This is a genomic window from Bacillus sp. FJAT-29937 (assembly GCF_001509555.1).
Taxonomy (GTDB): domain Bacteria; phylum Bacillota; class Bacilli; order Bacillales; family Cytobacillaceae; genus Cytobacillus.
On the sequence record NZ_LMAS01000012.1, the window covers coordinates 1 to 22797 of the forward strand.

The 22797-nt window shown below is 36.6% G+C and carries 17 protein-coding genes and 2 pseudogenes; 4 read left to right on the forward strand and 15 right to left on the reverse strand.

Features of this window, described 5'->3' with window-relative positions; translation table 11 throughout:
* Positions 1-283: 283 nt before the first annotated feature.
* From AR328_RS19345 to AR328_RS19375, 9 genes are all read right to left on the reverse strand, one after another.
* Entirely contained in the window at positions 284-1156 is an 873-nt protein-coding gene (locus AR328_RS19345) for a phosphorothioated DNA-binding restriction endonuclease (protein WP_066300458.1), read from the reverse strand.
* A 43-nt stretch (positions 1157-1199) separates the two neighbouring features.
* Positions 1200-3119, reverse strand: coding sequence for a 3'-5' exonuclease (locus tag AR328_RS19350; protein WP_066300228.1), 1920 nt, complete (start codon positions 3117-3119; stop codon positions 1200-1202).
* Between the two features lie 206 nt (positions 3120-3325).
* The gene (locus AR328_RS23580) at positions 3326-3454 is read right to left on the reverse strand and encodes a type IIL restriction-modification enzyme MmeI (protein ID WP_442854467.1); all 129 of its coding nucleotides are present in this window, start codon (positions 3452-3454) and stop codon (positions 3326-3328) included.
* Positions 3442-3573: a type IIL restriction-modification enzyme MmeI gene (locus AR328_RS23585; RefSeq protein ID WP_442854468.1), complete on the reverse strand. Its 132-nt coding sequence runs from the start codon at positions 3571-3573 to the stop codon at positions 3442-3444. Before AR328_RS23585 ends, AR328_RS23580 begins: the two co-directional genes overlap by 13 nt.
* A gap of 354 nt (positions 3574-3927) precedes the next feature.
* The gene (locus AR328_RS19355) at positions 3928-4359 is read right to left on the reverse strand and encodes a hypothetical protein (protein WP_066300235.1); all 432 of its coding nucleotides are present in this window, start codon (positions 4357-4359) and stop codon (positions 3928-3930) included.
* The gene (locus AR328_RS19360; RefSeq protein ID WP_066300242.1) at positions 4319-4807 is read right to left on the reverse strand and encodes a hypothetical protein; all 489 of its coding nucleotides are present in this window, start codon (positions 4805-4807) and stop codon (positions 4319-4321) included. Before AR328_RS19360 ends, AR328_RS19355 begins: the two co-directional genes overlap by 41 nt.
* Before the next feature lie 200 nt (positions 4808-5007).
* Positions 5008-7476, reverse strand: a complete 2469-nt coding sequence (locus tag AR328_RS19365; RefSeq protein WP_066300245.1) for a restriction endonuclease-like protein — start codon at positions 7474-7476, stop codon at positions 5008-5010.
* Entirely contained in the window at positions 7448-9526 is a 2079-nt protein-coding gene (locus AR328_RS19370) for an McrB family protein (protein WP_066300255.1), read from the reverse strand. The genes AR328_RS19365 and AR328_RS19370 overlap by 29 nt, the downstream gene beginning before the upstream one ends.
* A 292-nt stretch (positions 9527-9818) precedes the next feature.
* Complete coding sequence (locus AR328_RS19375; RefSeq protein ID WP_066300257.1) at positions 9819-10070, reverse strand: hypothetical protein; 252 nt, start codon at positions 10068-10070, stop codon at positions 9819-9821.
* A gap of 133 nt (positions 10071-10203) precedes the next feature.
* Here AR328_RS19375 and AR328_RS19380 point away from each other — a divergent pair, with 133 nt between their 5' ends.
* The 3 genes from AR328_RS19380 (at position 10204) to AR328_RS19390 (ending at position 13068) form a co-directional block, all read left to right on the forward strand.
* Positions 10204-11250: a TRAP transporter substrate-binding protein gene (locus tag AR328_RS19380; protein ID WP_066300258.1), complete on the forward strand. Its 1047-nt coding sequence runs from the start codon at positions 10204-10206 to the stop codon at positions 11248-11250.
* A 64-nt stretch (positions 11251-11314) separates the two neighbouring features.
* The gene (locus tag AR328_RS19385; protein ID WP_066300260.1) at positions 11315-11797 is read left to right on the forward strand and encodes a TRAP transporter small permease; all 483 of its coding nucleotides are present in this window, start codon (positions 11315-11317) and stop codon (positions 11795-11797) included.
* Complete coding sequence (locus AR328_RS19390; RefSeq protein ID WP_066300262.1) at positions 11794-13068, forward strand: TRAP transporter large permease; 1275 nt, start codon at positions 11794-11796, stop codon at positions 13066-13068. The genes AR328_RS19385 and AR328_RS19390 overlap by 4 nt, the downstream gene beginning before the upstream one ends.
* Positions 13069-13219: 151 nt before the next feature.
* Here AR328_RS19390 and AR328_RS22700 read toward each other — a convergent pair whose 3' ends face one another.
* The 5 genes and pseudogenes from AR328_RS22700 to AR328_RS19415 form a co-directional block, all read right to left on the reverse strand.
* The gene (locus tag AR328_RS22700; protein WP_156422752.1) at positions 13220-13435 is read right to left on the reverse strand and encodes a hypothetical protein; all 216 of its coding nucleotides are present in this window, start codon (positions 13433-13435) and stop codon (positions 13220-13222) included.
* 321 nt (positions 13436-13756) lie between these two features.
* Positions 13757-16909 (reverse strand): annotated as a pseudogene (locus AR328_RS19400) (DUF3427 domain-containing protein).
* 150 nt (positions 16910-17059) lie between these two features.
* Positions 17060-17464 (reverse strand): annotated as a pseudogene (locus AR328_RS19405) ((deoxy)nucleoside triphosphate pyrophosphohydrolase).
* A gap of 452 nt (positions 17465-17916) precedes the next feature.
* A complete protein-coding gene (locus AR328_RS19410) occupies positions 17917-18708 on the reverse strand; it encodes an enoyl-CoA hydratase (protein WP_066300270.1) in 792 nt (263 codons plus the stop codon).
* Positions 18709-18795: 87 nt separating this feature from the next.
* Entirely contained in the window at positions 18796-20340 is a 1545-nt protein-coding gene (locus AR328_RS19415) for an acyl-CoA synthetase (protein WP_066300276.1), read from the reverse strand.
* A gap of 361 nt (positions 20341-20701) precedes the next feature.
* On the opposite strand from AR328_RS19415, the gene AR328_RS19420 reads away from it, so the two are divergent.
* Entirely contained in the window at positions 20702-22141 is a 1440-nt protein-coding gene (locus tag AR328_RS19420; RefSeq protein ID WP_066300279.1) for a sigma-54 interaction domain-containing protein, read from the forward strand.
* Positions 22142-22435: 294 nt separating this feature from the next.
* Here AR328_RS19420 and AR328_RS19425 read toward each other — a convergent pair whose 3' ends face one another.
* Positions 22436-22762: a hypothetical protein gene (locus AR328_RS19425; protein WP_066300282.1), complete on the reverse strand. Its 327-nt coding sequence runs from the start codon at positions 22760-22762 to the stop codon at positions 22436-22438.
* Positions 22763-22797 lie beyond the last annotated feature (35 nt).

A 22797-nucleotide genomic window follows, 5' to 3' on the forward strand; every position in this document is an offset into this window, starting at 1 on the left:
TGTTTTTTCCAAAGAGATCCTCCTCCGAATCATTTATGAGGAGATTATCTCATAATATATTTTCCGTTAAAATGTGGGTATAGTTTGACGCTTACGCCTATCAAAGGTATGGGAATAAGGGGACACTAATTAATCTAGTAAAAAATGGTGTTTTAAAAAAAGCTTAGCCTTCAAAAAAATCCCCTGGTTAGGATTCCAGGGGATTTAAGCATTCCAGTAAAGGATTTAATATTATCAGGCAAGCTGGAAATAAGATCCTTTTACATAAATGTGAAATGTAATCTCAATTGACTACATACCGTGATGGCCCTTTAAAGACCTCTCTGACATGCCATCCAATAAATGAATCATTCGGAACATAGTAATGTTGAACAGGATTGTGTACTGATTGCCCATGATATTTCATGACCCATTCGTCAAAACCATCACCGCCATTTGCATATTCGGAGACTAGGAATTTTCTTTCGTGGTTTATTGTAAAAATACCACGATCGAATAGCTTATGATGCAAAGAACAAAGTGCAATACCATTCTCTTCTGTATCTGGTCCGCCAGCCTGGTGCCACTTAATATGAGCTGCCTCTATCCCCACTAATTGATTCCCTAATCGTACATTGAAACCACAAACTGCACACCGGTATTCATAAGCTTTGAGCACTCGTTCTCTGAACTTAGGATCTCGACTGCTTTTTTTCCCAATCGTAAAATCTAGCCCAATAGCATCAAGAATGTCTTCATGCAAGGTTTCCGGGAAGTGAGCATAAAGGACTGTTTCAGCCACTTCCCTTTGTAACTGTATATCATTTTTTAATAGATTATATATCTCTGTTTTAAAGCCTGCAGAAATTTGATTATCGATTAGTTGTTTATTCGTGAATTTACTTGTATTTATTGGCTCTGAGAGGTCCCAAATACCATCATTTACTAATCTCACAAATGGCTGTTCCGGATGATAAGAACTTCTAAGAGGACCAAATTCTACTAATAGCTCCTTTAATTTTTCTCTCGCTTTATTATATGGGATAAGACGGTGACTCTCTTTTTGCAAATCCCCAATTGCATACAAAATCAAGAGAGGTTTATGTGGAGCACGTTGATCTCCTTTTTTCCAAATCGATAATTGATTTAATCGATTAATTAATTCATTCCGATCCATTTTCACCACGCCCCTCCCCTTTACAACAGAAGGAATATTCATACTAACTAGTCTTTTCTCCGGACTTCTTAACAGCCTGTCGTTCCATATTAATATCATCAAAATATTTCGTATACTCCGATTCTCCGGAATAGGATAGGCAAAGGTATTCTTTCGCCCTTGTCATTCCAATATATAACAAAGATGCTTCCCGCTCTTTATCATCTTCTAAAGCAAACGGCATGTTATCTATATTCACAATAAAAACTGCCTGAAAATCTAAGCCTTTGCTGCTGTCAATTGTGCTAATTTTCACGGAATCTTCTTCTCGTTCAAACCTCCGCTTGGTCTCACTATTTTCAGTTAGCCAGTAATACCTAATACCCTCCTGATCAAGGGCTCGCTTTAACACATCGATGTAATTCATCTGGTATGTCTTTTTCACCCGATAAAGAATCAGCATTTCAGAAAAAGGAACTTTGTATTGCTCATGCAGCTTTTGAATTTGCCGTACAACAATTTTTGCCTCTTTAAAAAAACTGTCAGTTTTAACAATGGCTGGTTCTACACCTTTTCTTCTAGTACTTTGAGGTGCAATGACTTCCCCTTCGTACTCCTTACTAACGACCTTATTTTTAAGAGCAGAATGCTTTTGATAAAAATCCCAAGCAAATTTCACAATCTGAGCTGTGTTACGATAATTAATGCTTAATACCTTAGATCTTCCTTGAAAGCTCAGCCCCGTGTCCTGCACATAACTGCGTTTCCGCTTGTATATGGTTTGTGCCCTATCCTCAACCAATAAGAGGGATTTTGTATCTGGATTCAGCAATTGACTAACAAGACCAAACCAATCTCCTTGGAAGTCCTGGCCCTCATCTATTAATATAGCATCATACATCGGTAAAATAGCTTGCCCGATTTCAAGTTTTTCAATCATGGATGGGATAGCATCCTCTGTGATCCTTAAATCATTCTTTAGCCATGCGTGGAAATTACGGACTTCTATATTATGTATTTTTGAGTGTACTTCTTGTTCTACCGCTGAAAAATCAAAATCAAATAGGTTATCAGGCTCATTCATCATATGATGAATCATTTGCTCAATACTTCGGGCAAGAGAAATATTATAGCATAATATTAAAATCTTCCAATCCGGATGATCCTTTGCCAGCATCTTTGCCCGACTGGCAAGTATCAATGTTTTTCCGCTTCCAGCCACTCCGCGAATCAGACGATTTTTATCCCCAATTTGCTTTGCCAGCATTTCTTGATGAAGGTCCATTGCCTTAATATCATGCAATGACAAAAGCAACTGGTCTTGGTATGGAACTGGTTGCCTAAACTCAGCACTAATACGTACCTCCGGAAATAAGTGGTAGCGGATTGCATCCAGTTCTTCCTTCCCTAATGGGGTGCGTAAACGATAAGGGACAATGAACATATTACAGATTTTATCAAATAAATTTTCTTCTGAAAAAGCTTCCTTGTCTGGATCAATCTCATCCCGGGTTAAACAAAGGGACGGCTCAACCACTGAATACAGCCCGTTTTCAATAAAGTCTTTCTGATAAAGCCGAGTGAACACCGTCCCAAACCCATAAGGGAACTTTAGCTGGAATTGATACTTCCCTTCTAGTTGAACCAGAGTTCGATCTTTCTTCAATGCATCTACGATATGGAACGTATTCTCGCGAGCTTGCTTTAATGGACTTTTCGTTTTCGTCTGTTCCCCTGAAGAAGTAATCAGGGTCCATTCATCTTGATTTATTTGAAACAATGTATTCTTTGTATAATCTTTTACTTCCAATACTAATAACCCGAGATCAGGGCCAATAATCACAAAATCCGGCCGCTTCCCATGTATCTCAGGCTCATAATACACAATATAGTCATCAGGCAAATATGTCTTCAACGTTCGAAATAGCAGCCTCTCACCGGCCGTTGCAGTCGAACGAATCGATTCAGGAATTGTAAAAGCCACTCTACCCACTCACAATCTGAGGTTTTCTTACATTATACTACAAAAGGAGGGGGAATTTTACAAATATTGGACTAAGAATAACTTTTTTAGGCCACCCATAAAGTTAATTATTGATTATAAAGTTAATTTACTAGAATTAGTCCAGTCCAGATTACCGATGTGCAGCAGGTAAAAGCGCGCGATCTTGCTGAACCTCTTGGAACAATCTACACTGTCTGAGAAGAGTTGCCGTTCACGTAAGGGAACGCATTGGCCCAGCGTGGTAATTTTGCTTTCAAGCAGTCAAGAATTTTCGTGTTCATAGCGCGGAAGATTTCACTGATCACTTCATGCATATTCGAGGCATACGCGCGCTCATCTGCTCCATAGTGTCACTGAACAGATTTTTCCCGCTGAGAATTCCGGTGTTCTCTGCAAAGGAGCAAAAGATCAGCCGCTCCATGAAGTGGTTGATCTCGTGGTGCCGTTCGTCCGTACCCTATTGTGGGTTGCCTTTCAATAGCTCGACTAGAGCCTGTTCAACCGGCTCGTACCCGGATATCGAAAAAACTGTCGCGTACCTGCTTAACGGTCGTGATCCCGGCTAGCGGCAAGAAAAAGCCAAAGAAATCTGGGAAATCCTGATAGACACATGTGACATCTCGCCGGAATCCAGCTCCTCGGCCTCAAAGTAATTAGAAGTCTAACTTGGTTGCTCCACTTATCAAGACAGTCACGGCGGATCTAATACTGAGTTTTGTCATTATGCGGTTTTCCAACATCATTAACTTGATAGCATAAAAACTGACTTTTTTACATTGGAGGTTCTTTATTCACTGAGAGCAATCCTTGCTAAATCACCAATCTTAATAACTTTCTCTCCGGTTTTTCTACCAGTGATTTCGGACTTATCAACATTAATTTTTTCTACTATAGTCCTTGTTTCCGTAGTTCCACCCAAACCGTTGGTAGCAATACTACTAAAGGCTCTTTGCATTGCAGATGGATGAAATATTTTTTCTGTTATTATCTTTTTACACACCGCAAAATTTGAATATATTTCTGTAACTTCTAATTTTTCTTTTATAAAATCTAGTGTTCCAAGCTTTTCATCTTCATTAAATGGGTCTATTATTTCATCACCTTCTAAAAATATCTCAATATTATCCCCTAAAGAAATATCATCATTAATTCCTCCGTTAATCACTAGACTATATTCATCAATTATCTTTATAACTTTGAACGTTATATAACTGCTCATCAAATTCCCTCTTTTCTTTATTAATAATTTCTATGGTTCTCTTTTTTACACTTCCTGCTTCATCTCTCATTTCTTGGTGTTTTTGTCCTCTGTAGGAGTTTTTTACATACCCTTCGTACTCAGTTATCAATGTACCTAATTCCACTAAATCGTGATTAATAAATAGCTCTCTTTTATGTACAAACTTATCATAATTTACTATTTTATTATCTAGGCGGACTTTTTCATGGTTTAATTTATCTAATTCATAATTTAAGGTACCACTATTAGATTGTTCCTTGTTAAGTTTGATTTGTAAAAATATTGCTAGCCCAATAAAATAAAGTACGGTTATGGATAAGGGGACTATGATCTTAAGAGGGTATGCTAATGAGGGAATAAAGTAACTTAATATAGTTAAAACCCCCGGCAATATTGTAAAAATGAATACTACTGTTATAAGCTTCAATTAAGGACACCTCCTCTTACATTAAACTGCTGAGTTGGCCAGTTACAAATTTAACCAAATAATACCAGATAAAGACGGCTTACCTTTAATTTGTTTTCGAATCTCCCCTACTATTTTACTAGATTCAACAAATTGGACCAACAAAAAGTACCAGAACTCACCATTAGATGCTAATCCTGGTACTTATTAGTTACTAATTTTTACACTAATGACTTTAAAATTCTAAATACTCCCGCTGGATTTTTCTCTAATTCATCAATTAATACTACCTTTCTAACAGTAGCCTTAACAAAAACAATTTCTCTTTCGTCTAAGTCCATTTTTACACTTATATCTTTTATCTTATACTCCTTCACTCGCGTTGCTTGATCAATATTTATCTCATCTAAGTCTAGCTTTATTTGATCAGACACCCTTCTAAGCATACGCCATAAAGTTAATTCTTCCTTGGACTTCATAAATAATTCAGGGAGTTCTCTAGATTCTTTTAATTGATTAAATGTCGTCATTATGTAATTCGAAATACCGTAATTTACAGGCTTAATAACAGGATTAAGATTGATCCAGAAATCAACCTTTAACATTATTAGTTCCAACTCATTAATTCTGATTGGATTAATTTCCTCTACCTTACCGTAAATCAACACACCGTTTTCTCTCTCAATTCCTTTTTTTACGTACAATGCGACATATTTGGCTTTCTGCCAGCCTTTTTTCAGATTTTCAACAGGTATTAAATAACATCTATCTCTGACAAAACGATCAAAGTCTTCACGATTTGATACAAGTCCCACAAAAACAAATTCATGCATATTTGATTTCCAATCCTCCAAGGTTCCTCGTGGGAGAATCCCTTCCTTTTGGATTTCCTCTGGACTTTTATCGATTAAATTTTCCACAAATCGCTCGACTAGAGTAGTCGCATTCGGTAGAAATGGTATTCCACCAATGTTTACTTTTTCAATGCTGTTATAGAATTGATGATTCTGATATGTTTGTTCATCATACCAAGGAAACAATACATAGGCTCCAAAGGCAGTTCGTGCATAAGGACCATCATTGGAAGATACGATGGAATCCCTATACCTGTGCATAGTGTTGATATCGTCCTCCATTGGTCCAGGACTTTGATATTGTTTTCGATAGTAACTATCTTCCTGTGCGTAGTCTATTCGATATTTTGCATCAAAAATAAATTTATAGCTATAATCCTTCCCCTTCTTCTTAATACTAAGCATTGTATCAGGTCTCTGTGAAACAGTTGGCATTGGCCCTTCATATTTCTGATAAGTCAATACAATTTTCTCATTCGTAATTGGATGTTTATACACCCTAGTCGCTTTTTTATTAGCCACTAAATTTATATATAAGCCATCTCTGTTGACTTGAATAATGTCCTGACTCATAAGCGTGTACTTTCGCCCAAGTATTTGTCCAAGCTTAAGAAATGTCCAATACTCGTATAAAACAGCCACATCTTTTACGGACATTTTATAGATTTTCCCCTGTAGAATTAATCCTTTTGAAACCGTTAGAAATATTTGAAAAGCATCTCTGTACCCAGGGGCCATTTGAAGGACAAGGCTCATTATCGAACGGTCAAGCATCCCGATCGTATTCCAAAAAGGATTTTTCAAACGTAGTTGAAATTGATAAATCATCTTTTCAATTTTCTCAACTAAATCTTGATCTGGTTCTTTTAAAGATCGTTTCATGGAATAGTTAACAGATTCTAATAAATCTTGAAGCTTATGAATTAATCTTTCCATCATCCATTTCACGTATCTATTTTCAAGAGTATCATATGTAAGTTCCTTCTTAATTCGCAATCCTTCCATCGGCATCAGACATTTGCTATAAACTGGGATACCTCTTTCTACCTCTACAAATACATTTGAGCGTTTCCGTAAATAACTTCTGCTGGTCGAATCAAGCTTTCTTAATTGATCTCCTCTAGCCTTTTCGTAAGTGCTATGCAGCTTATGATGAGGCTGCTGTTCAATCCGGATAATCGCTTGAAGAAAATGGTGAAAATGTTCACTTATTAAGCGAAAGAACTCAGATCTTGAAGGTTTACCCTCAAGTTTTAAACGAGCTCCTAAATAGGTTTTCCGAATAAAATGGTAAGCTAGATTGTATATCTCATCATTGACTTCATCTAATAACCTATTATAATCGTTTTTATAATCCAGCTTTGATGGAAAAACTTCAAGTGTCACTTCTAAAATAGGCTCACCTTCTCTTCGTATTTCAAAAGTAGTAAAACCAACTTCATTTTGGAATTGAAGGTTTCCCATCAATACTGCTTGTCCGCCAATTTTCACAGACGAGATTGCTTGTCTTAATAGCGGATGCTCATGATAAAAGGATAAATCCTGCTCTTCTTTAGGAACCACGATCAGCTGGTACATCCCATTTTCAAAGAAGATTGGTCTTAGGTCTTTTGGATTTACAAGTTTATTCTGATTAATATCATAAACTTTTACCTCTTGAACATCGTCACCATCATAAGAAAATTTCATGATATCGTGAAAATCCATGCTGCGGTATTGTTTTAATCCCTCGTACCGTTCATGGTACGGTTTTCCCTTAAGGATTAGCGAAAGATTCGCTGTTTCAATCTGTACTAATTCAACATCCTCACGAGATCCAGAAGGAAGTGAAGCCATCCTCCAACCTCCTTAGCATTTCCGCTACCTTTTTTGTGCTTTGAGGATACAATGTAGTACCTGATAAATCAAGATCAGCTATGTCAACACTATCCTCATACTGTTTATTGGTAAAGAGTTGAAACAATTTCCTTAGTAATTCATCCACCCGAGAATCACTGCCAGAAATTCGCGGCAAGATTTTTTGCAGAATACAATGATCTAGTGCTTCATCGAACTTCATTAAATCATTTTCTTCTGCATAAGCCATGTAAAAACAGATTTCATCACGAACGCGATAACCGAAATGAGCATTTATCAACTGAAGTAATTCATTCATTTTTACTAGTTCAAGAGTTACCCTTTCCACTAAATCTTGCTTCTGCCGATAAACGTCTTTTAAATGAAGATACTTTGCCGCTAAGGAAGCTTGTCCTACAACAACAGGTTCCACTTGCTCAAGTTCATGTAAAAAGGTAAGATTTCCAAGGTCAACTCGGTTAAATTCAATTGTATTCGCTCGATCCAAAACCTTTTTACTAAAAGGATGTGTTGTCTCGTCCATATTAACGGTCCCAATGACATAAAGGTTATTCGGTAGCTTTAGATTCACACCCGCCGTCTCTTCGGTTAATAAATACGTAGAAACGATCTTGCCTTCCTTCCACTTTCGACTTTCCATCACGGAAAGAATATCACTAAAATAATATTCCACTCTAGCCAAATTCATTTCATCCAATAATACAAAATGAGGCAATTTAGGATGGTCCAGCGCCCTTTTGATCACCTTCGTCAGAGGTCCTTCTCTAAACTCTCCTTTTATATCAACATACCCAAGTAAATCTGAACCATCATTCCAGTCTGGACGGATAGGAATCAAGGCGAATTGACCGTTTTCCTCAGTTGCACCCAAACTTTCAGCAAACCATTGAACCATTTTAGTTTTACCTGTACCCGATATACCAGAAAGTATTACAAACGGTTTGGTTTTTAAAGAAAGGAAAAGGTTTATAACCTCTTCTTTTTTGAAGAAAAAGCCTTTGGATCTTATGTAACCATAGATGTGATCGATAAGCTTCTTATTGGATAAATATGTTTGGGGAATTTCTTTAATATTTTTCTGCTCTTTACTTGTTTCATATTCTTCCAATTTCAACCTAACCTCCGAGGGAAATCTATAATTAAATAATTTGTATAAATTCTTTGCAAATTCCTCAGTCAATCCAAAGAAATACCCTTGTTTAAGATCCCCATTTACATCGAAAGGACCGCTTTCCTTTAATCTCCACTCCTCAGGGATTTCTTCTTTTCTAATGGTTGGTTCTAATTGAAAATATGACAATGCCAACAAATATCCATCTTCTTGCCAAGCATCACTAGTAATTGCTATTGGTTTTGGTGCTTTAACAGCAGTATTCTTTACAACCCCGATGGACCTTAGCTCCCTTGCGGAATAACAGAATACAATATCCCCTATTACAGGTTCCAAAAGTCTTACATGATGTGGAAGAGGTATTCCTTGTTTAGATTTTTGGGGAGCCCATAGATAACTACCACTTTTTTCTTGTTTATAGGTTTGACCCTGATTCACCCACCAAAATGATGGTCTGGACAGCTGTTTCTGTTTTGATAAAAGCTTTACTTTATATATAAATGGGTTTTCGGTCTGATAAAAGTCAATATACTCCGACATTTCTTCAGGAGTATGTACTGGTTTTTTTGACTTTTCTTCACGATTTTCGCTTAAATATTGATAACTTGTATCAAAAACTCCCTTTAATAATTCTTTTAAAGAACTATTCTGATCATATCGGAGTTGTAGTGATCCTGTATTCGAATCTTTACGCTTAAAATTTATCAAATTGACTTTATATATTTGCTCATTAATAATTAATTCTATTGAAACTTTTTCACCAATATTTAAATAATGGTTAGCATTCGCAATAGCAAAATCCTGATGAAACTCAAATGGTATTTGAGTTCCATATTCAAAAATAGACCAATCTACCTTTTTTCTTGCTATTAAATTTGATACTTGAGGTTTTGACCAACTTCGGACTTCTTTAATCATTTTTCCACCAACTATTTTTGTTTTCTATTTTTAAGTTCTATCAATTTCAATTATTATCTCTACTTAGAACGCACATAATAACCTCAGTACGTCTTTGCTTTGCTTCAACCTTCTCCTCCAATTCCCAACTAAGACTTAAAAAAAATTTCTTAAATATTCTATTTACATAAATTAAATCTTTTGCATAAAATTATTTATTGCCATCAACTCTTCTTAAACATGAATAATTGAGAGCTTGTAGGTTTATAGGAAAATCATATCATATGGTTAATAGATTTTAGAAGACATACTATTAATGATTGTTTACATTATTTCTAATTAACCTAAATCTCCCACGTGAAACTTTTTCTAGAATCCTAAACTCCTCTTTTGTATTAGAAGTAGAATTTCCACCTAGGGATTCAGGTACCATATCCGCCAATGCTGTTCCAATATCTTTCCATCTATTTGGATATTCTTTTTCTACCCAATTTGCCACCTTTTCGATAGTTCCTTCTCCTCCTAAACTATTTAGGGCTAAAATGATTGCTTCATTAAGATTCACTTAGTATTCAATCTTTCTTAGTAATTATTTTTCATAGAATTTTATTAATCAACCTTGTGTAAATTTTTGAATTACTGTCATATATTCCCTATTACTATAATACCATTTGGTAAGTAAACAAGGGGGTGTTTGTTTGTTAAAGAAAACAAGCAAGTATTTTTTATTGTTTCTCTGTGCCAGTATTCTCCTTATAGGCTGCGGAAGACCCGCTGCTGAGCCAGCAAAAGTAGATACTCCAACATCTGATACACCTAAAAGCTCTGATGTAATCGAAGTTAGCTTTGGCCATGGATTTATGCCAGAAACCCCACACCATCAATCGGCATTAAAGTTTAAGGAGATGGTGGAGGAAAAATCTGATGGGAAATTGGTTGTTAATATTTTTCCTTCCGATCAACTTGGGAGTGCACGAGAACAGTTTGAAGGATTACAAATTGGCACTCAGCAAGTAGCTCTTTTACCTACTGCGAGGATTAGCGGATTTGTCCCTGAATTGCAGCTTTTTGATCTTCCATTCTTATTTCCAAGTCGAGAGAAAGCCTATGAGCTCATGGATGGAGATGTTGGGAAAGAACTGCTAGGAAAGCTTACCGCACAAAAGGTTAAAGGTGTTGCATTCTATGAGGATGGTTTTAAACATTTTACCGCTAATTCTAAAATAGAAGGGTTAAAAGATTTTAACGGACTAAAGTTTCGTACAATGGAAAGTCCAATTATTATGGAGCAATTTAAAAAGTTAGGGGCTAACCCCACTCCAATAGACTTTACGGAACTATACAATTCTCTCCAGCAAGGTGTAGTGGATGGACAAGAAAATCCACTTGTAACAATTAAGAACATGAAATTCTATGAGGTTCAGGATTATGTGATTCTAAGCGGTCATGGATATTTAGGCCATGTTTTGATGTTTAGTCAGGCTTGGTTTGATTCCTTACCTAATGAATTGCAACAAATTTTAGAAGAGACTGGTAAAGAGTTAGCAGCGTGGCAAAGGGCTGAAGTACAAAAAGAGGAATCTCAATACTTAGAGGAAATAAAAAAACACGGTACTGAGGTTATTGAATTATCAGAAGTTAGTAAAGCCGAACTTAGAGATGCAACTAAGTCAGTTCATGAATTATATAAAGCTGAATTCGGATCAGATTTATTAGATAAGGTACATTCTTCAATAGGGAACTAATACAAATAAGGGGTGTTGGATATCTATCCATCATCCCTCCTTCGCATAAAAGGAGATGATAAATTTGGCCTCACTATCAGAATGGGGAAAGAAAATTCAAGAATGGTTTATTGGAGTGGGATTATTAATTATTGCTCTCATTCTATTTATAAACGTAATTCTGAGATACCTTTTTGGATCATCTATCGAATGGGCTGAAGAATTTACTCGCTACGGTATAGTTTGGATCACTTTTATCGGTGCTAGCGTCTGTATTTATAAAGGTGCTCACTTGGGTATAGATTCCTTATTGTCAATGCTTTCTGAAAAAGGGGCTCGTTTCATGAGTTCCATTGTTCTTGTCATCTGCGTCATTTTTTCAATTATCTTTGTTGTATTATCACTTACGATTACTTTAAAAGTAGCTGAAACTGGTCAAGTTAGCTCTACAATTGGGGTGCCTATTTATATGATCTATGGGGTCATGCCATTTAGCGGAATTTTAATGGCCATTAATTATGGGGCTCAGTTATGGAATATGGTACGTAAAAAGGGGAAACTATTATGATTGTTACTCTCTTTGTTGTCTTATTCGTTTTACTTTTGACTAGTGCCCCTATCTATATTGCATTATCACTTGCATCCGTCATAGCACTCTACTTTTTTACTACCCTGCCAATGGAAGTCATTCCCCAAAGAATGTATGCAGGAATTGATAAATTCTCCCTTATGGCCATCCCCTTTTTCATACTTGCAGCTAATGTTATGCAAACTGGAGGGATATCTGCACGCATATTAAGGCTTGCTAATGCACTTGTTGGGCATCTACGAGGTGGACTTGCTATTTCTGTTGTCGTTGCAAGTATGTTTTTTGGAGCAGTTTCTGGGTCTAGCCCAGCTACGGTGGTAGCAATTGGCGGATTAATGCTACCAGCCCTAATGAAAGCTGGTTATCATGAGAAGTTCTCAACTGGGCTGATTACTTCAACTTCTGCAGTTGCCGTTATTATTCCTCCGAGTATTGGGTTAATTGTATATGGGGCGGTAACTGGGACATCTGTAGGAGATCTATTTATCGCAGGAATTTTGCCCGGAATCCTCTACGGATTAATTTTTATCGTTTATAGTTACTACTATGCTAGGAAAAATCAAATTCCAGTTAACGAAACAGCCTCGAAAAACGAATTATTTTCGGCATTTAAGAATGCAATATGGGCTCTAGGTATTCCTGTAGTTATAGTCGTTGGCATTTACGGTGGAATTTTTACACCAACCGAATCTGCTGCCGTTGCATCCATTTATGCCATTTTTATTTCTCTATTCGTATATAAAGAACTTGATTTTAAAGGGTTAATGCGTGCATCTATCGAATCAGGAGTAGGAACCGCACAAATTATGATACTTCTGGCTTCTGCTTCGATCTTTGCTTGGTTATTAACAAGGTTCCAGGTGCCACAAGGTTTAGCGGAATTAATGGTTTCTATTAGTGATTCAAAGATTGCCATATTGTTGATGATGAATCTAATTATGCTAGTGGCGGGAATGTTTATCGATTCAGCTTCTTTTACAATTATCTTAGCTCCACTATTTTTACCTATAGCTCTTCATTTCGGCATAAATCCAGTACATTTAGGTGTGATTATGATTCTAAACGGAGCTATTGGAATGTTTACACCTCCGTTCGGCCTAAATCTTTTTGTAGCCTCGGGGATTTCCAAAGTACCTGTAGCTAGAATTATTTCTGGGGTTATTCCGTTTATTCTACTTTCACTAATCACACTTTTATTAGTTACTTATATCGAGGAGATTACGATGTTTTTACCGAGCATTTTAAAGTGATATATTTTTCAAAAAATGAGAGCTTGGTTAACTATTGTTCAATAGGAACCAAGCTCATATTAAATATTTATTCTCTACATCCTATTTATAACCCTTTTAATAGGATCTTTATTATATTTAGCGCTGGATTTCTGTTTCCCGTTTTTAACCATTATTGTTTGATTAATTCACGAATTTCATGTTCCGTTAATCCCGTTATCTCTGCAATGACCCCTACATTCGTACCCTTCTTAAAGAGCTTTTTGGCAATTTCCACTCTTTCTTCCTTCCGTCCCTCATGTCTTCCTTCTTCTTTCCCTTCTTTTCTCCCTCTTTCCTCTCCAATTAATTCAAATTTCCTATAAAGTTCATCGAATGGTTTTGCCATTTTAAGCACCTCCAGTATTTTTGCTTTCTCTGGTTCTTCTAAATGACTATAATTGACCGCAGCCATAGAACCGATAAGATAATATGCGATATCTTCATCTTGATACTCTGTAAGTGTTTTGTGTTCATATGCTCTTTTCGATTTTGTGCTTTGGGTGTTTTTCATCATTGGTAAGAGTATAATTTAGGTTTTTCCAAGTTCGTAAATGGTTCACCTTTTATAATTCTTTCCTTTTTAAATAAAAATAATGAAGACAGTCCCTTAGCCGAATAATTTTCTTTGGCCAGGGGGCTGCCTCTGTATTATGCCTACAATCTATTTTTAAAGTACATTCTTATTCGCCCTCGGTACCAAATACGATGGCATTTCCTCTTTCAACCGCCAGATAAAGCTCATTGGTTTATTACCGCTATGACTTACGTAATCGGCTGTTCCCAAGAAGACAAACGGTGATGTATAGCCATTCTCCTTTTTATATTCGCGTACGAATAGGGCAATTTTGTGATTATGCTTTTTGTGATGGATGTACCGCTCTGCTGTTTTACTTCCTTCACCGACCTGGCTTTGCGTTTGCCAATGCAATAAACGTTCGTTTATTGCATAATCGTCGTACAGTGTTGATGGAGAAAAGTCTTTTTCGGATTTATTTAATGTGATGAAAAAGATATCCAGCTGTTTATCCTCAAAATATTTAACCCCTTCACGATATGCCGGACTGCTTGTTTCGTTATAATAGCCTAGTGAAGCAAGCACTTGTGAGGTATTGTAGCGGCTATGAACACCTAATGGACATGGGAAATTTAAATCATGATCCAATTCCATAGTCTCTAATGATTGGTAAAGATAGGATAGTATCTCTTGTATTTCTTCCTTCATTTCGGGGACAGACAGAAATTGTCTAATCCCCTCCTGCATTGTGCGAAAACCTTCTTTAGCGGGATGAGCCTTGTAAAACGAATAATAGAATATGGCTTCCATTAGTCGATCTTCTTCATTTTGAACTACTTGATTTCCAATATAAGTCAGTAAGAATTGTAGAAGCTTTGGCGAATTAAAGTGAAACAAATTAGGCAGCCTTTTCATGAACGTTTTCTCTAATTCACTTTGAAAGTCTTCTGCTAGCCCTGCTTCCACGAGCATCCTTTTAAAGCTTCGATCTCCACTTTTACCGTAAAGATCATAAATAGTAAGATGGTGAAAGTTTAGGAAGTTTGCTAGGGTTAATGACATGCCTGCATCTTCTTCAAAATATTTTATCTTGGCAACTAAGTTAGCACGAGTGTGTGAGGTAGATTTAATATTCCTCAATATATATTCCTTCGCCTGTTTTTCTAACTGAACAAAGCATCCTTTCGGTAAATGGAAGAATCCATTTTCAACATAATGGCGAACGGAATGTTTTGTTTTTCCAAGCAAGGCCCGGAACTTTTCTTCAAATGGATAGTTTTGATGTGCTTGTCCCACGTAGTCTAGTACTGTCAAGCATTCCTTGCCTTCGGAGAGCCGCAGACCACGTCCTAATTGCTGCAGAAAGACGGTTAAGCTTTCAGTTGGTCGCAAAAATAGAATCGTATTCACTTCTGGAATATCGATCCCTTCATTATAAAGGTCCACAACAAAAATGAATTTGATTTCTCCTTGGACAAGTCTAGCTTGAGCTTCTCTTCTAGTCTTTCAATCTACATTTCCATAAAGAGCGATAGAAGGAATTCCTACTTTTTCAAAAAATGCTGCCATATATTTGGCGTGCTCAATCGAAACACAGAAGCCAAGCCCTTTCACTTGATCGATATCGGTAACATATTTATAAATGCTTTTGACGATCTGACTGCTTCTGTGATCGTTGTGTGTGTAGACATTTTCTAATTCCTTAATTTCGTATCCTTTCCGACTCCATTTCAATTTTGAAAGATCGACCGAATCACTTACACAAAAGTATTGGAACGGACTTAATAGCTTTCGATTGATCGCCTCGGTTAACCTCATTTCTGCAGAAATTTTGTCATCAAAATGAGTTAGAATATCCTTGCCATCCATCCGTTCTGGAGTTGCAGTTAACCCAAGAAGAATGGTCGGCTGATAATGAGCTAATAATTTTTGATAAGAATCTGCTGCTGCGTGGTGAAATTCATCCACGATAATAAAATCATAGAAATCAGGTGTTGTTGTTTCATGTAATCTTTTACTATTAAAGCTTTGAATACTTACGAATAAGTGTTCAAGCGAGGTTGGCTGGCTGTTGCCGACTAACATATCTCCAAAATTCGGATCTTTTAAAATGGCCCGAAACGTGTCGAGACTTTGCTTTAAGATTTCCTCTCGATGTGCAACAAATAATAATTTCGCAGATTTATTCTTCAGCTTAAACCGTTTGTAATCGAATGCGGAGATGACTGTTTTTCCAACACCTGTCGCAGCAACAAGTAGGTTTTTCATACGGCCGAAAACCTCACGCTCTACCTGCAGCTTTTCTAAGATTTCTTTTTGATAAAAATAGGGTTGAATATCAAATATGAAATAACTCTCCTGATCCTCTTTAACCTTGCTCTTAGATAATGCACGCTTTAACAGTTCTTGGTCTTGTATCGACTCCGGCTGATACATTTTAAATTCATGATCATTCCAATAGCTTTCAAAAGTAGCCTCAAATTTTCGAACGATATCAAAGGAATCCTTTTCCGTCACCTTAATATTCCACTCTAGGCCGGATGTGAGTGCTGGGTTCGAGAGATTAGAAGATCCAATATATGCTGTGCTGAAGCCTGTTTCTCTATTAAAAAGATAGGCTTTTGCATGAAGCCTCGTGCGCTCCACATCATAGGAAATCTTAATCTCCGTATTTGGTAGGGCACTCACCTCTTGAATGGCCTTATAATCCGTTGCCTCCATGTATGAAGTAGTAATTACCCGGAGCTAATTATTTGGATTTGCTGTAAACGTCCGCAGTTCTTCGATAATACATCGGAGTCCACTCCATTTAATAAAAGAAACGAGCATGTCGATAGAATCAGCCGTAAGTATCTCCTTCTTCAGCTCACCAAGCATATTCGGCTCATAACTCGAACCTGTGAACAGCGAGCTTTGAGATAGTGGAGTAACAGGCCTGATCACCTCTTCATTCTGTAAGCTTCTAATTGAATTCATACGTGAATAAATAGAGGTAAGAACTTCGCCATCCTCTTCAATCCGAAGCTATCTGAATTCATCCTCATCAAGCTGCTTACTCAAAGTTGTGATAATCTCATTACAGGTTTTAATTTGGTTAATTAAAGCTTGCTTATCATCACTCTCCTGATCACGAACAAACTTCAATGCTTTTCTTGTCACTAACGAAATGTAAGAGGATAATAGCTTCCTTGCTTCCTCTACGTCGATTGCTTCTTTTCCAATATTAAAGGCACTTGAGTCAAGCTTTGCTAGCTCGTCCTTCAACTTATGATTTATGATTTCTTCATAGATTCCTTGTTTAAGCACGGACTGTTCCTCACTTATGCTTTAAGTTATAGTCTATCCAGTCATTTCCAATTACCCTCATTGTAATCCTTTGGCAAAAACTCTGCAATTTAATTTTTCGTTGGGAAAATCTTGGATAATCAAAATTTTATTCAAACGACAAGATAGCTGTTATTCATTACTTAAATTCATTTTTTCTAATTTTTCTACCGTCGGGATGTCAGCTGGCGCCCAATCCAAAGTATTTAGTTCTTTAGGCTTGGCCCACCTAATTTCCTTATGTTCAGTGAGCCATGGCTCTCCTTCCTTCAACTCGCAGGCGAATGTTGTTAAATGAACAATACCAAAATCATACTCATAAACGGTATGATCGATTTGCTCACTAATTTCAATTTGGCATTGCATTTCTTCTTTAATTTCACGTATTTATGCTTCTTGCGGTGTTTCATTGTCTTCGATCTTTCCACCGGGAAATTCCCATTTATTAGGCAGGATTTTATCGTTCCCCCTTTGAGCACACAGAATCTTGCCATTATCAATGATTACCGCACCAACAACGTATATATCCTTTTTCATAATAGCCTCCTATTTAAAACAATTCTTTATATTAAAAAGTGCACTGTCTTTTTAAAAGCAGCGCACTCAATATTTAATGGAATTAATGCATTCTCCGATATCCTCCAATTCCATTAAAATTTCATGATCAATCTTTTTATTTTTGGAATCTGCAGCAGACAACATCATTAGTCATGGCAATTGTTTCAACTTTTGTTCCTTCAGTTTACGACGATATTTTCTCCATTGTATCATGACTGACTCTTTCCCCATTTAAAACAAACATAAATCCTTGATGGCATCCTCGTCACAGTCAATAAAAGCAAGTGGCAAAATTCGCATGAGCGAAATATTTCCATTTTGCATTACCTCACCATATAAGCCATAGCCGTACGAGATATTGGCATAGGTTGCAGTTTGGATAATACCGCCACATTCAGTTGCTCTTCGACAACAAATCAATATATTTTAGTTTACTTATTGGTAAATTTAGGTTCCCTCTTTTGGATAAAGGCTTCAACGCCTTCTTTTACATCGTTCGTTTGAAATACATGACCAAAATATTCAGCTTCCGTAACTAAACCTTCATGAAGCGGTTGTTCGCAGCCAATGTCAATAGAACGTTTAGCAAAAGTAAGAGCAGGTAAAGAAAAGCTACTAATAGACTTTGCGAGTTCCAGCGCCTTTTCAAAAGATTTCCCTCTAGGAACGACGTGATTGACTAGCCCAATTTCTTTGGCTTCTTCTGCAGTTAAAGGCTCACCAGTGAAGATCATTTCTTTTGCTTTCGCTTTGCCAACTAGACGCGGAAGCCTTTGTGTGCCCCCAGCACCTGGGAATAAACCTAATTTTATTTCGGGTAGACCAATCATAATTTGTTCTTCTGCTATTCGAATATCACAGCATAAAGCCAGTTCACATCCTCCGCCTAATGCCACTCCGTTTAAGGCGACAATCGTTGGCCGTGACAAACTTTCAATTTTGTTAAGTGTTTCCTGAAGCCAAAGTGACTTTTGCTTCGCTTCCTCCATTCCTTTTCCCATCCATTCCGGGAATCCCTTAATATCTCCTCCAGCTACAAAAGCTTTATCGCCTTCACCAGTAATAATCACGGCTGTAATTTCAGAATCGCATTCAATTTCATCAATCACAAAATTCAATTGTTCTAAAACGCCAGCACTAAGTACGTTTACAGGCGGATTATCAATCACAATTTTTGCGATTTGGCTCTGCTTTGACCACGAAACTACTTGAACTTTATTCATTGGATTTCTCCTCAACTTTCTGATTAGAAAGAATTTAACTGCCATTAAGATGGTAAATACTTTAAAGAGAAGGGTTATTTAATTCACTTAGCTAAACTGATTTCGTAAAATATACTTTTGCACCTTTCCGGATGGAGTACGAGGTATTTCATCAACAAATCTTACTTCTCTAGGCTTTTTATAGCTAGCCAAGTGTTGTTTACAGAAATCAATAACATCCTCTTCTGTCAGATTTGACCCTTCTTTCTTAATAATAACAGCGCATACAGCTTCTATATATTTCGGGTCAGGAATACCAATTATAGAAACTTCCTTCACATCCTGATGACGATATATTACATCTTCAATCTCTGCTGCATAAATGTTCTCACCGCCACTTCGAATCATGTCCTTTTTTCTGCCTACAATTGATAGATAACCATCTTGATCGAATACTCCCAAATCTCCTGTTTTACACCAGCCATCCACAAATGTTTCCATTGTTGCATCCGGCTTCCTCCAATACCCTTCTGAAACGCCCGGACTTTTAATGGCAATTTCTCCAATTTCTCCAATAGGAAGAGACATTCCATTATCATCAATAATATTAATCTCTGTAAGAGGCATTGGCTTTCCAACTGTATGGCCTTTCGTAAAAGCATCCTCTGAATCAAGCGCAGCCGCAATGGGCTGACCTTCAGTTAAACCGTAAACTTGAACAACCCCAAGATGTGGATACTTCATTTTTAACTGTTCAAGTGCCCATGGCATTAACGGGTCACCGCCGGAATAAATCGTTTTTAACGACTTTAGCTGATATTTATCCAGCTCAGGATTATTTAGCATCTCATAAATCATAAATGGGAATAAAAAGCAATCAGTTACATTTTCGCGTTCAATTACAGAAAGAATTCTTCCAATCTCGAAGCCGTGGCTTTTAGTAATGATGACAGATCCGCCCATCATCAAGATGGGAAGTGCAATATCTTCCATCGCTCCAACATGATAGAGAGGTCCAGTAGTCATCCCAATTTCTTCCCCAGTAAACTTCCATTTTAATGCCTGTATAGCTGAAAACCAGTATGTTGTATCATGGGTCCAAATTGCAGCTTTAGGTCTGCCGGTTGTCCCTGATGTATACATCAGCATAACTGGATCGTTTAGCTTTATGTGATTGACCTTGACTTCATCTGCTGAACCGCTTTCTAAAATACTCCAAGGCGCTGACCAACTCGGAATCACTTTTTTACTATTTTCGAGACAAATATAATGCTCAACAGATATTTGATGAAGTACTGATTCCAGCTTTTGGGATAAATTTGAATGAAAGCATAATATTTTCGTCTGCGAATCATTTAATGCATATTCGAGCTCGGCACTTGAAAGCCGAAAATTAAGCCTTACGGCAATAGCTCCAATTTTTGCAGCAGCAAAATAGAGTCCGAAATATTCGAGACAGTTATAGAGCAAAATACCAACACGGTCTCCTTTTCGTACCCCTAGTTCGCTAAGCTTATTGGCATAAGCGTTTGATATATGGTGCAGATCCGAATACGTCCATGATTTTCCCGTTTCTTCCCGTATGGCTATTTTTCTTTGATTCAATGGATTTAAATCATTTGCCATTTTTCTTGTAATAAAACCTACATCCAATGAAATTCCCCCCATTCCCTTTGCATAGTACTCACCTTTTTTGTTGCAAGTTTAGTGCCCAAACTCCAATGATCATTATTATGGATATATTCAGTATTTATAGACCGTATTTGCCCTTGATTTTTTCTGCCTTACCGGAAAAGCCTTACTATACACCTGCTTATCCTTATTAATGCAAAAAACGCGCCAAAATAAATAAAGCTTTTAAGCTATTTTTCTGTAAAAAGGAGTTGTATTTACTTTTTGTATCTCACTTTTGGGCATCTCATTTTTGATATACTCCCATATCTGATAATTCATAATATTTGAAATAACAGATTGATATTAATATAATTTTTAATAAAGGAAGGTGACTAGTTAGATGAATATAAACTTAGAACATAGTAAGGAATATTCAAGCATGGTTAAATTGCTCGAATCCACAATAGCAATGTCACAGGATGGTATTTATGTATGTGATAAGAACGGCAATACATTGCTAATTAATGATGCATTAATTGAAATAACTAACATTTCTAAAGAACAGTATTATAGTCACACTCTTAAAGAATTGGTGAAAAAAAATATTATTCCCAACACTTGTGCCTACCAAACATTAAAAAACAAAAGAAAATATAACATGGTCATTGACTATTTCAATGGTAAAAAGGCGATCGTGTCTTCCACACCTGTTTTTGATGAGAATAATGAAATTTTTTGTGTAGTATCAAATGTAAGAGACATAACAGAATTAAAAAATTTGCAAGAAAAACTTGAAGAAGCAAACCGAAGAAATAACGAATATCAAAGACTTTTATATCAAAATGAACAGCTTCTTTTTGATTCTAATCTTGTTTATCAAAGTAAAAAAATGAAAAACTTAATTTCACTGGCTTTTAGGATTGCAAAAAACGAATCGCCCATCTTACTATTGGGTGAATCAGGAGTCGGAAAAGACGTCATTGCTCAATACATCCATAAAATGAGCCAAAGAACCGGAGACTTTGTGAGAGTAAATTGCGGTGCTATTCCAGCACATTTGCTAGAGTCAGAACTTTTTGGACATGAAAAGGGAGCTTTTACTGGGGCAGGTAACACTAAGGTAGGACTGTTTGAATTGGCTAAAGGAGGAACCATTTTTCTTGATGAAATTGGAGATATGCCATATGAATTACAAGTTAAAATATTAAACGTTTTACAGGATAAAAAAATTAGAAAAATTGGCGGCACTAAAACACAGCATATAGATATGCGAGTGATTGCAGCTACTAATCTTGATCTACAATCGATGATTGAGCGTAATGAATTTAGAAAAGACCTGTACTATCGTTTAAATGTTTTATCTATAACAATACCTCCTCTTCGAGAGAGAAAGGAGGATATCATTGCACTGACTCTTTATTTTTTTAATAATCTAGAAAAAAAATATAAGGAAAAAAAGCATATTGAAAAAAATGTCCTAGAATGGCTTCTTGCCTATCATTGGCCAGGAAATGTACGTGAGTTAAACAATGTTGTAGAACGAATGTACCATATGAGTGAAACAAAGATCATTACATTGGATCACCTTCCCCAATCTATACAGGATCAGTGTATTCATCACCAAACACATTTTAGGAGCTTAGATCAAATTGAGCCAAATCTTCCCTTAAAAGAAGCAGTTGCCATTTTTGAAAGAAATTATATTTCAGATGCAATTAAGACATCCCCAACTTTAAAAGAATGTGCAAACAAGTTAGAAATTGGGATATCCACTTTAATGAGGAAAAAAAGTAATCTTGGAATTGTCCTTGAAAAGGAAACCGATAGAAAACTAGAATAATTTATTCATTGTTAAATGAAGTACTCTATTTAATAATGATTCCTCCCTTTTCACAGTAAGCAAATTTTGTCACACCTATAGGCAGTTCTCGCACGTATACGAGGAGTGTACTAAATGAGTCCACCATCGCAGTTAAGAAGTTAATGCCTATGACCTTCTAGTAACAGTAGGTCATAGGCATTAAAGTGAGAGTGTATCCAAGTGATCCTTGTTATTTTCCAAAAGGGATGTAACTACCGAAGGGTGCAATCCATCAAGATAACTTAAAGTACCACGAAGAATTCCCCATATTTATTAGTTAGAAGATCCCTTATTTGAAAATTTCACCTGTGCCCAGGCATCCAGCTTTTTCACATGTTTTTTTCCAATAGTAAAACCGTACAAAATCAACAACAATATGATCAGGGTAAATAGATCCACTTTTCTTGTGAAAATGAAATTAACGATGCCCATCAGTACTTGGGGAATTACACCCGTAATGGCAACTAAAACTGCGGCAACCTTGAACCAGAAGTCTGATTTTAAGCTGTACCTAGCATATAGCAGGAAAAAGATTGAAGCCCATGCAAGCACCTCGAGGATTACTAAGATGAGCCATTTATTATCAACTAGAACATTCAAGGTTCCACAACCTCATCTTTTTAGGATTTTCCCTC

Bases quoted from the DNA above. Each gene is read 5' to 3' on its own strand.
- AR328_RS19370 (WP_066300255.1), bottom strand. From the start codon at position 9,526: ATGATTAAAGAAGTCCGAAGTTGGTCAAAACCTCAAGTATCAAATTTA.
- AR328_RS19345 (WP_066300458.1), bottom strand. From the start codon at position 1,156: ATGGATCGGAATGAATTAATTAATCGATTAAATCAATTATCGATTTGG.
- AR328_RS19410 (WP_066300270.1), bottom strand. From the start codon at position 18,708: ATGAATAAAGTTCAAGTAGTTTCGTGGTCAAAGCAGAGCCAAATCGCA.
- AR328_RS22700 (WP_156422752.1), bottom strand. From the start codon at position 13,435: ATGGCAAAACCATTCGATGAACTTTATAGGAAATTTGAATTAATTGGA.
- AR328_RS19355 (WP_066300235.1), bottom strand. From the start codon at position 4,359: ATGAGCAGTTATATAACGTTCAAAGTTATAAAGATAATTGATGAATAT.
- AR328_RS19420 (WP_066300279.1), top strand. From the start codon at position 20,702: ATGAATATAAACTTAGAACATAGTAAGGAATATTCAAGCATGGTTAAA.
- AR328_RS19390 (WP_066300262.1), top strand. From the start codon at position 11,794: ATGATTGTTACTCTCTTTGTTGTCTTATTCGTTTTACTTTTGACTAGT.
- AR328_RS19365 (WP_066300245.1), bottom strand. From the start codon at position 7,476: ATGGCTTCACTTCCTTCTGGATCTCGTGAGGATGTTGAATTAGTACAG.
- AR328_RS23580 (WP_442854467.1), bottom strand. From the start codon at position 3,454: ATGCATGAAGTGATCAGTGAAATCTTCCGCGCTATGAACACGAAAATT.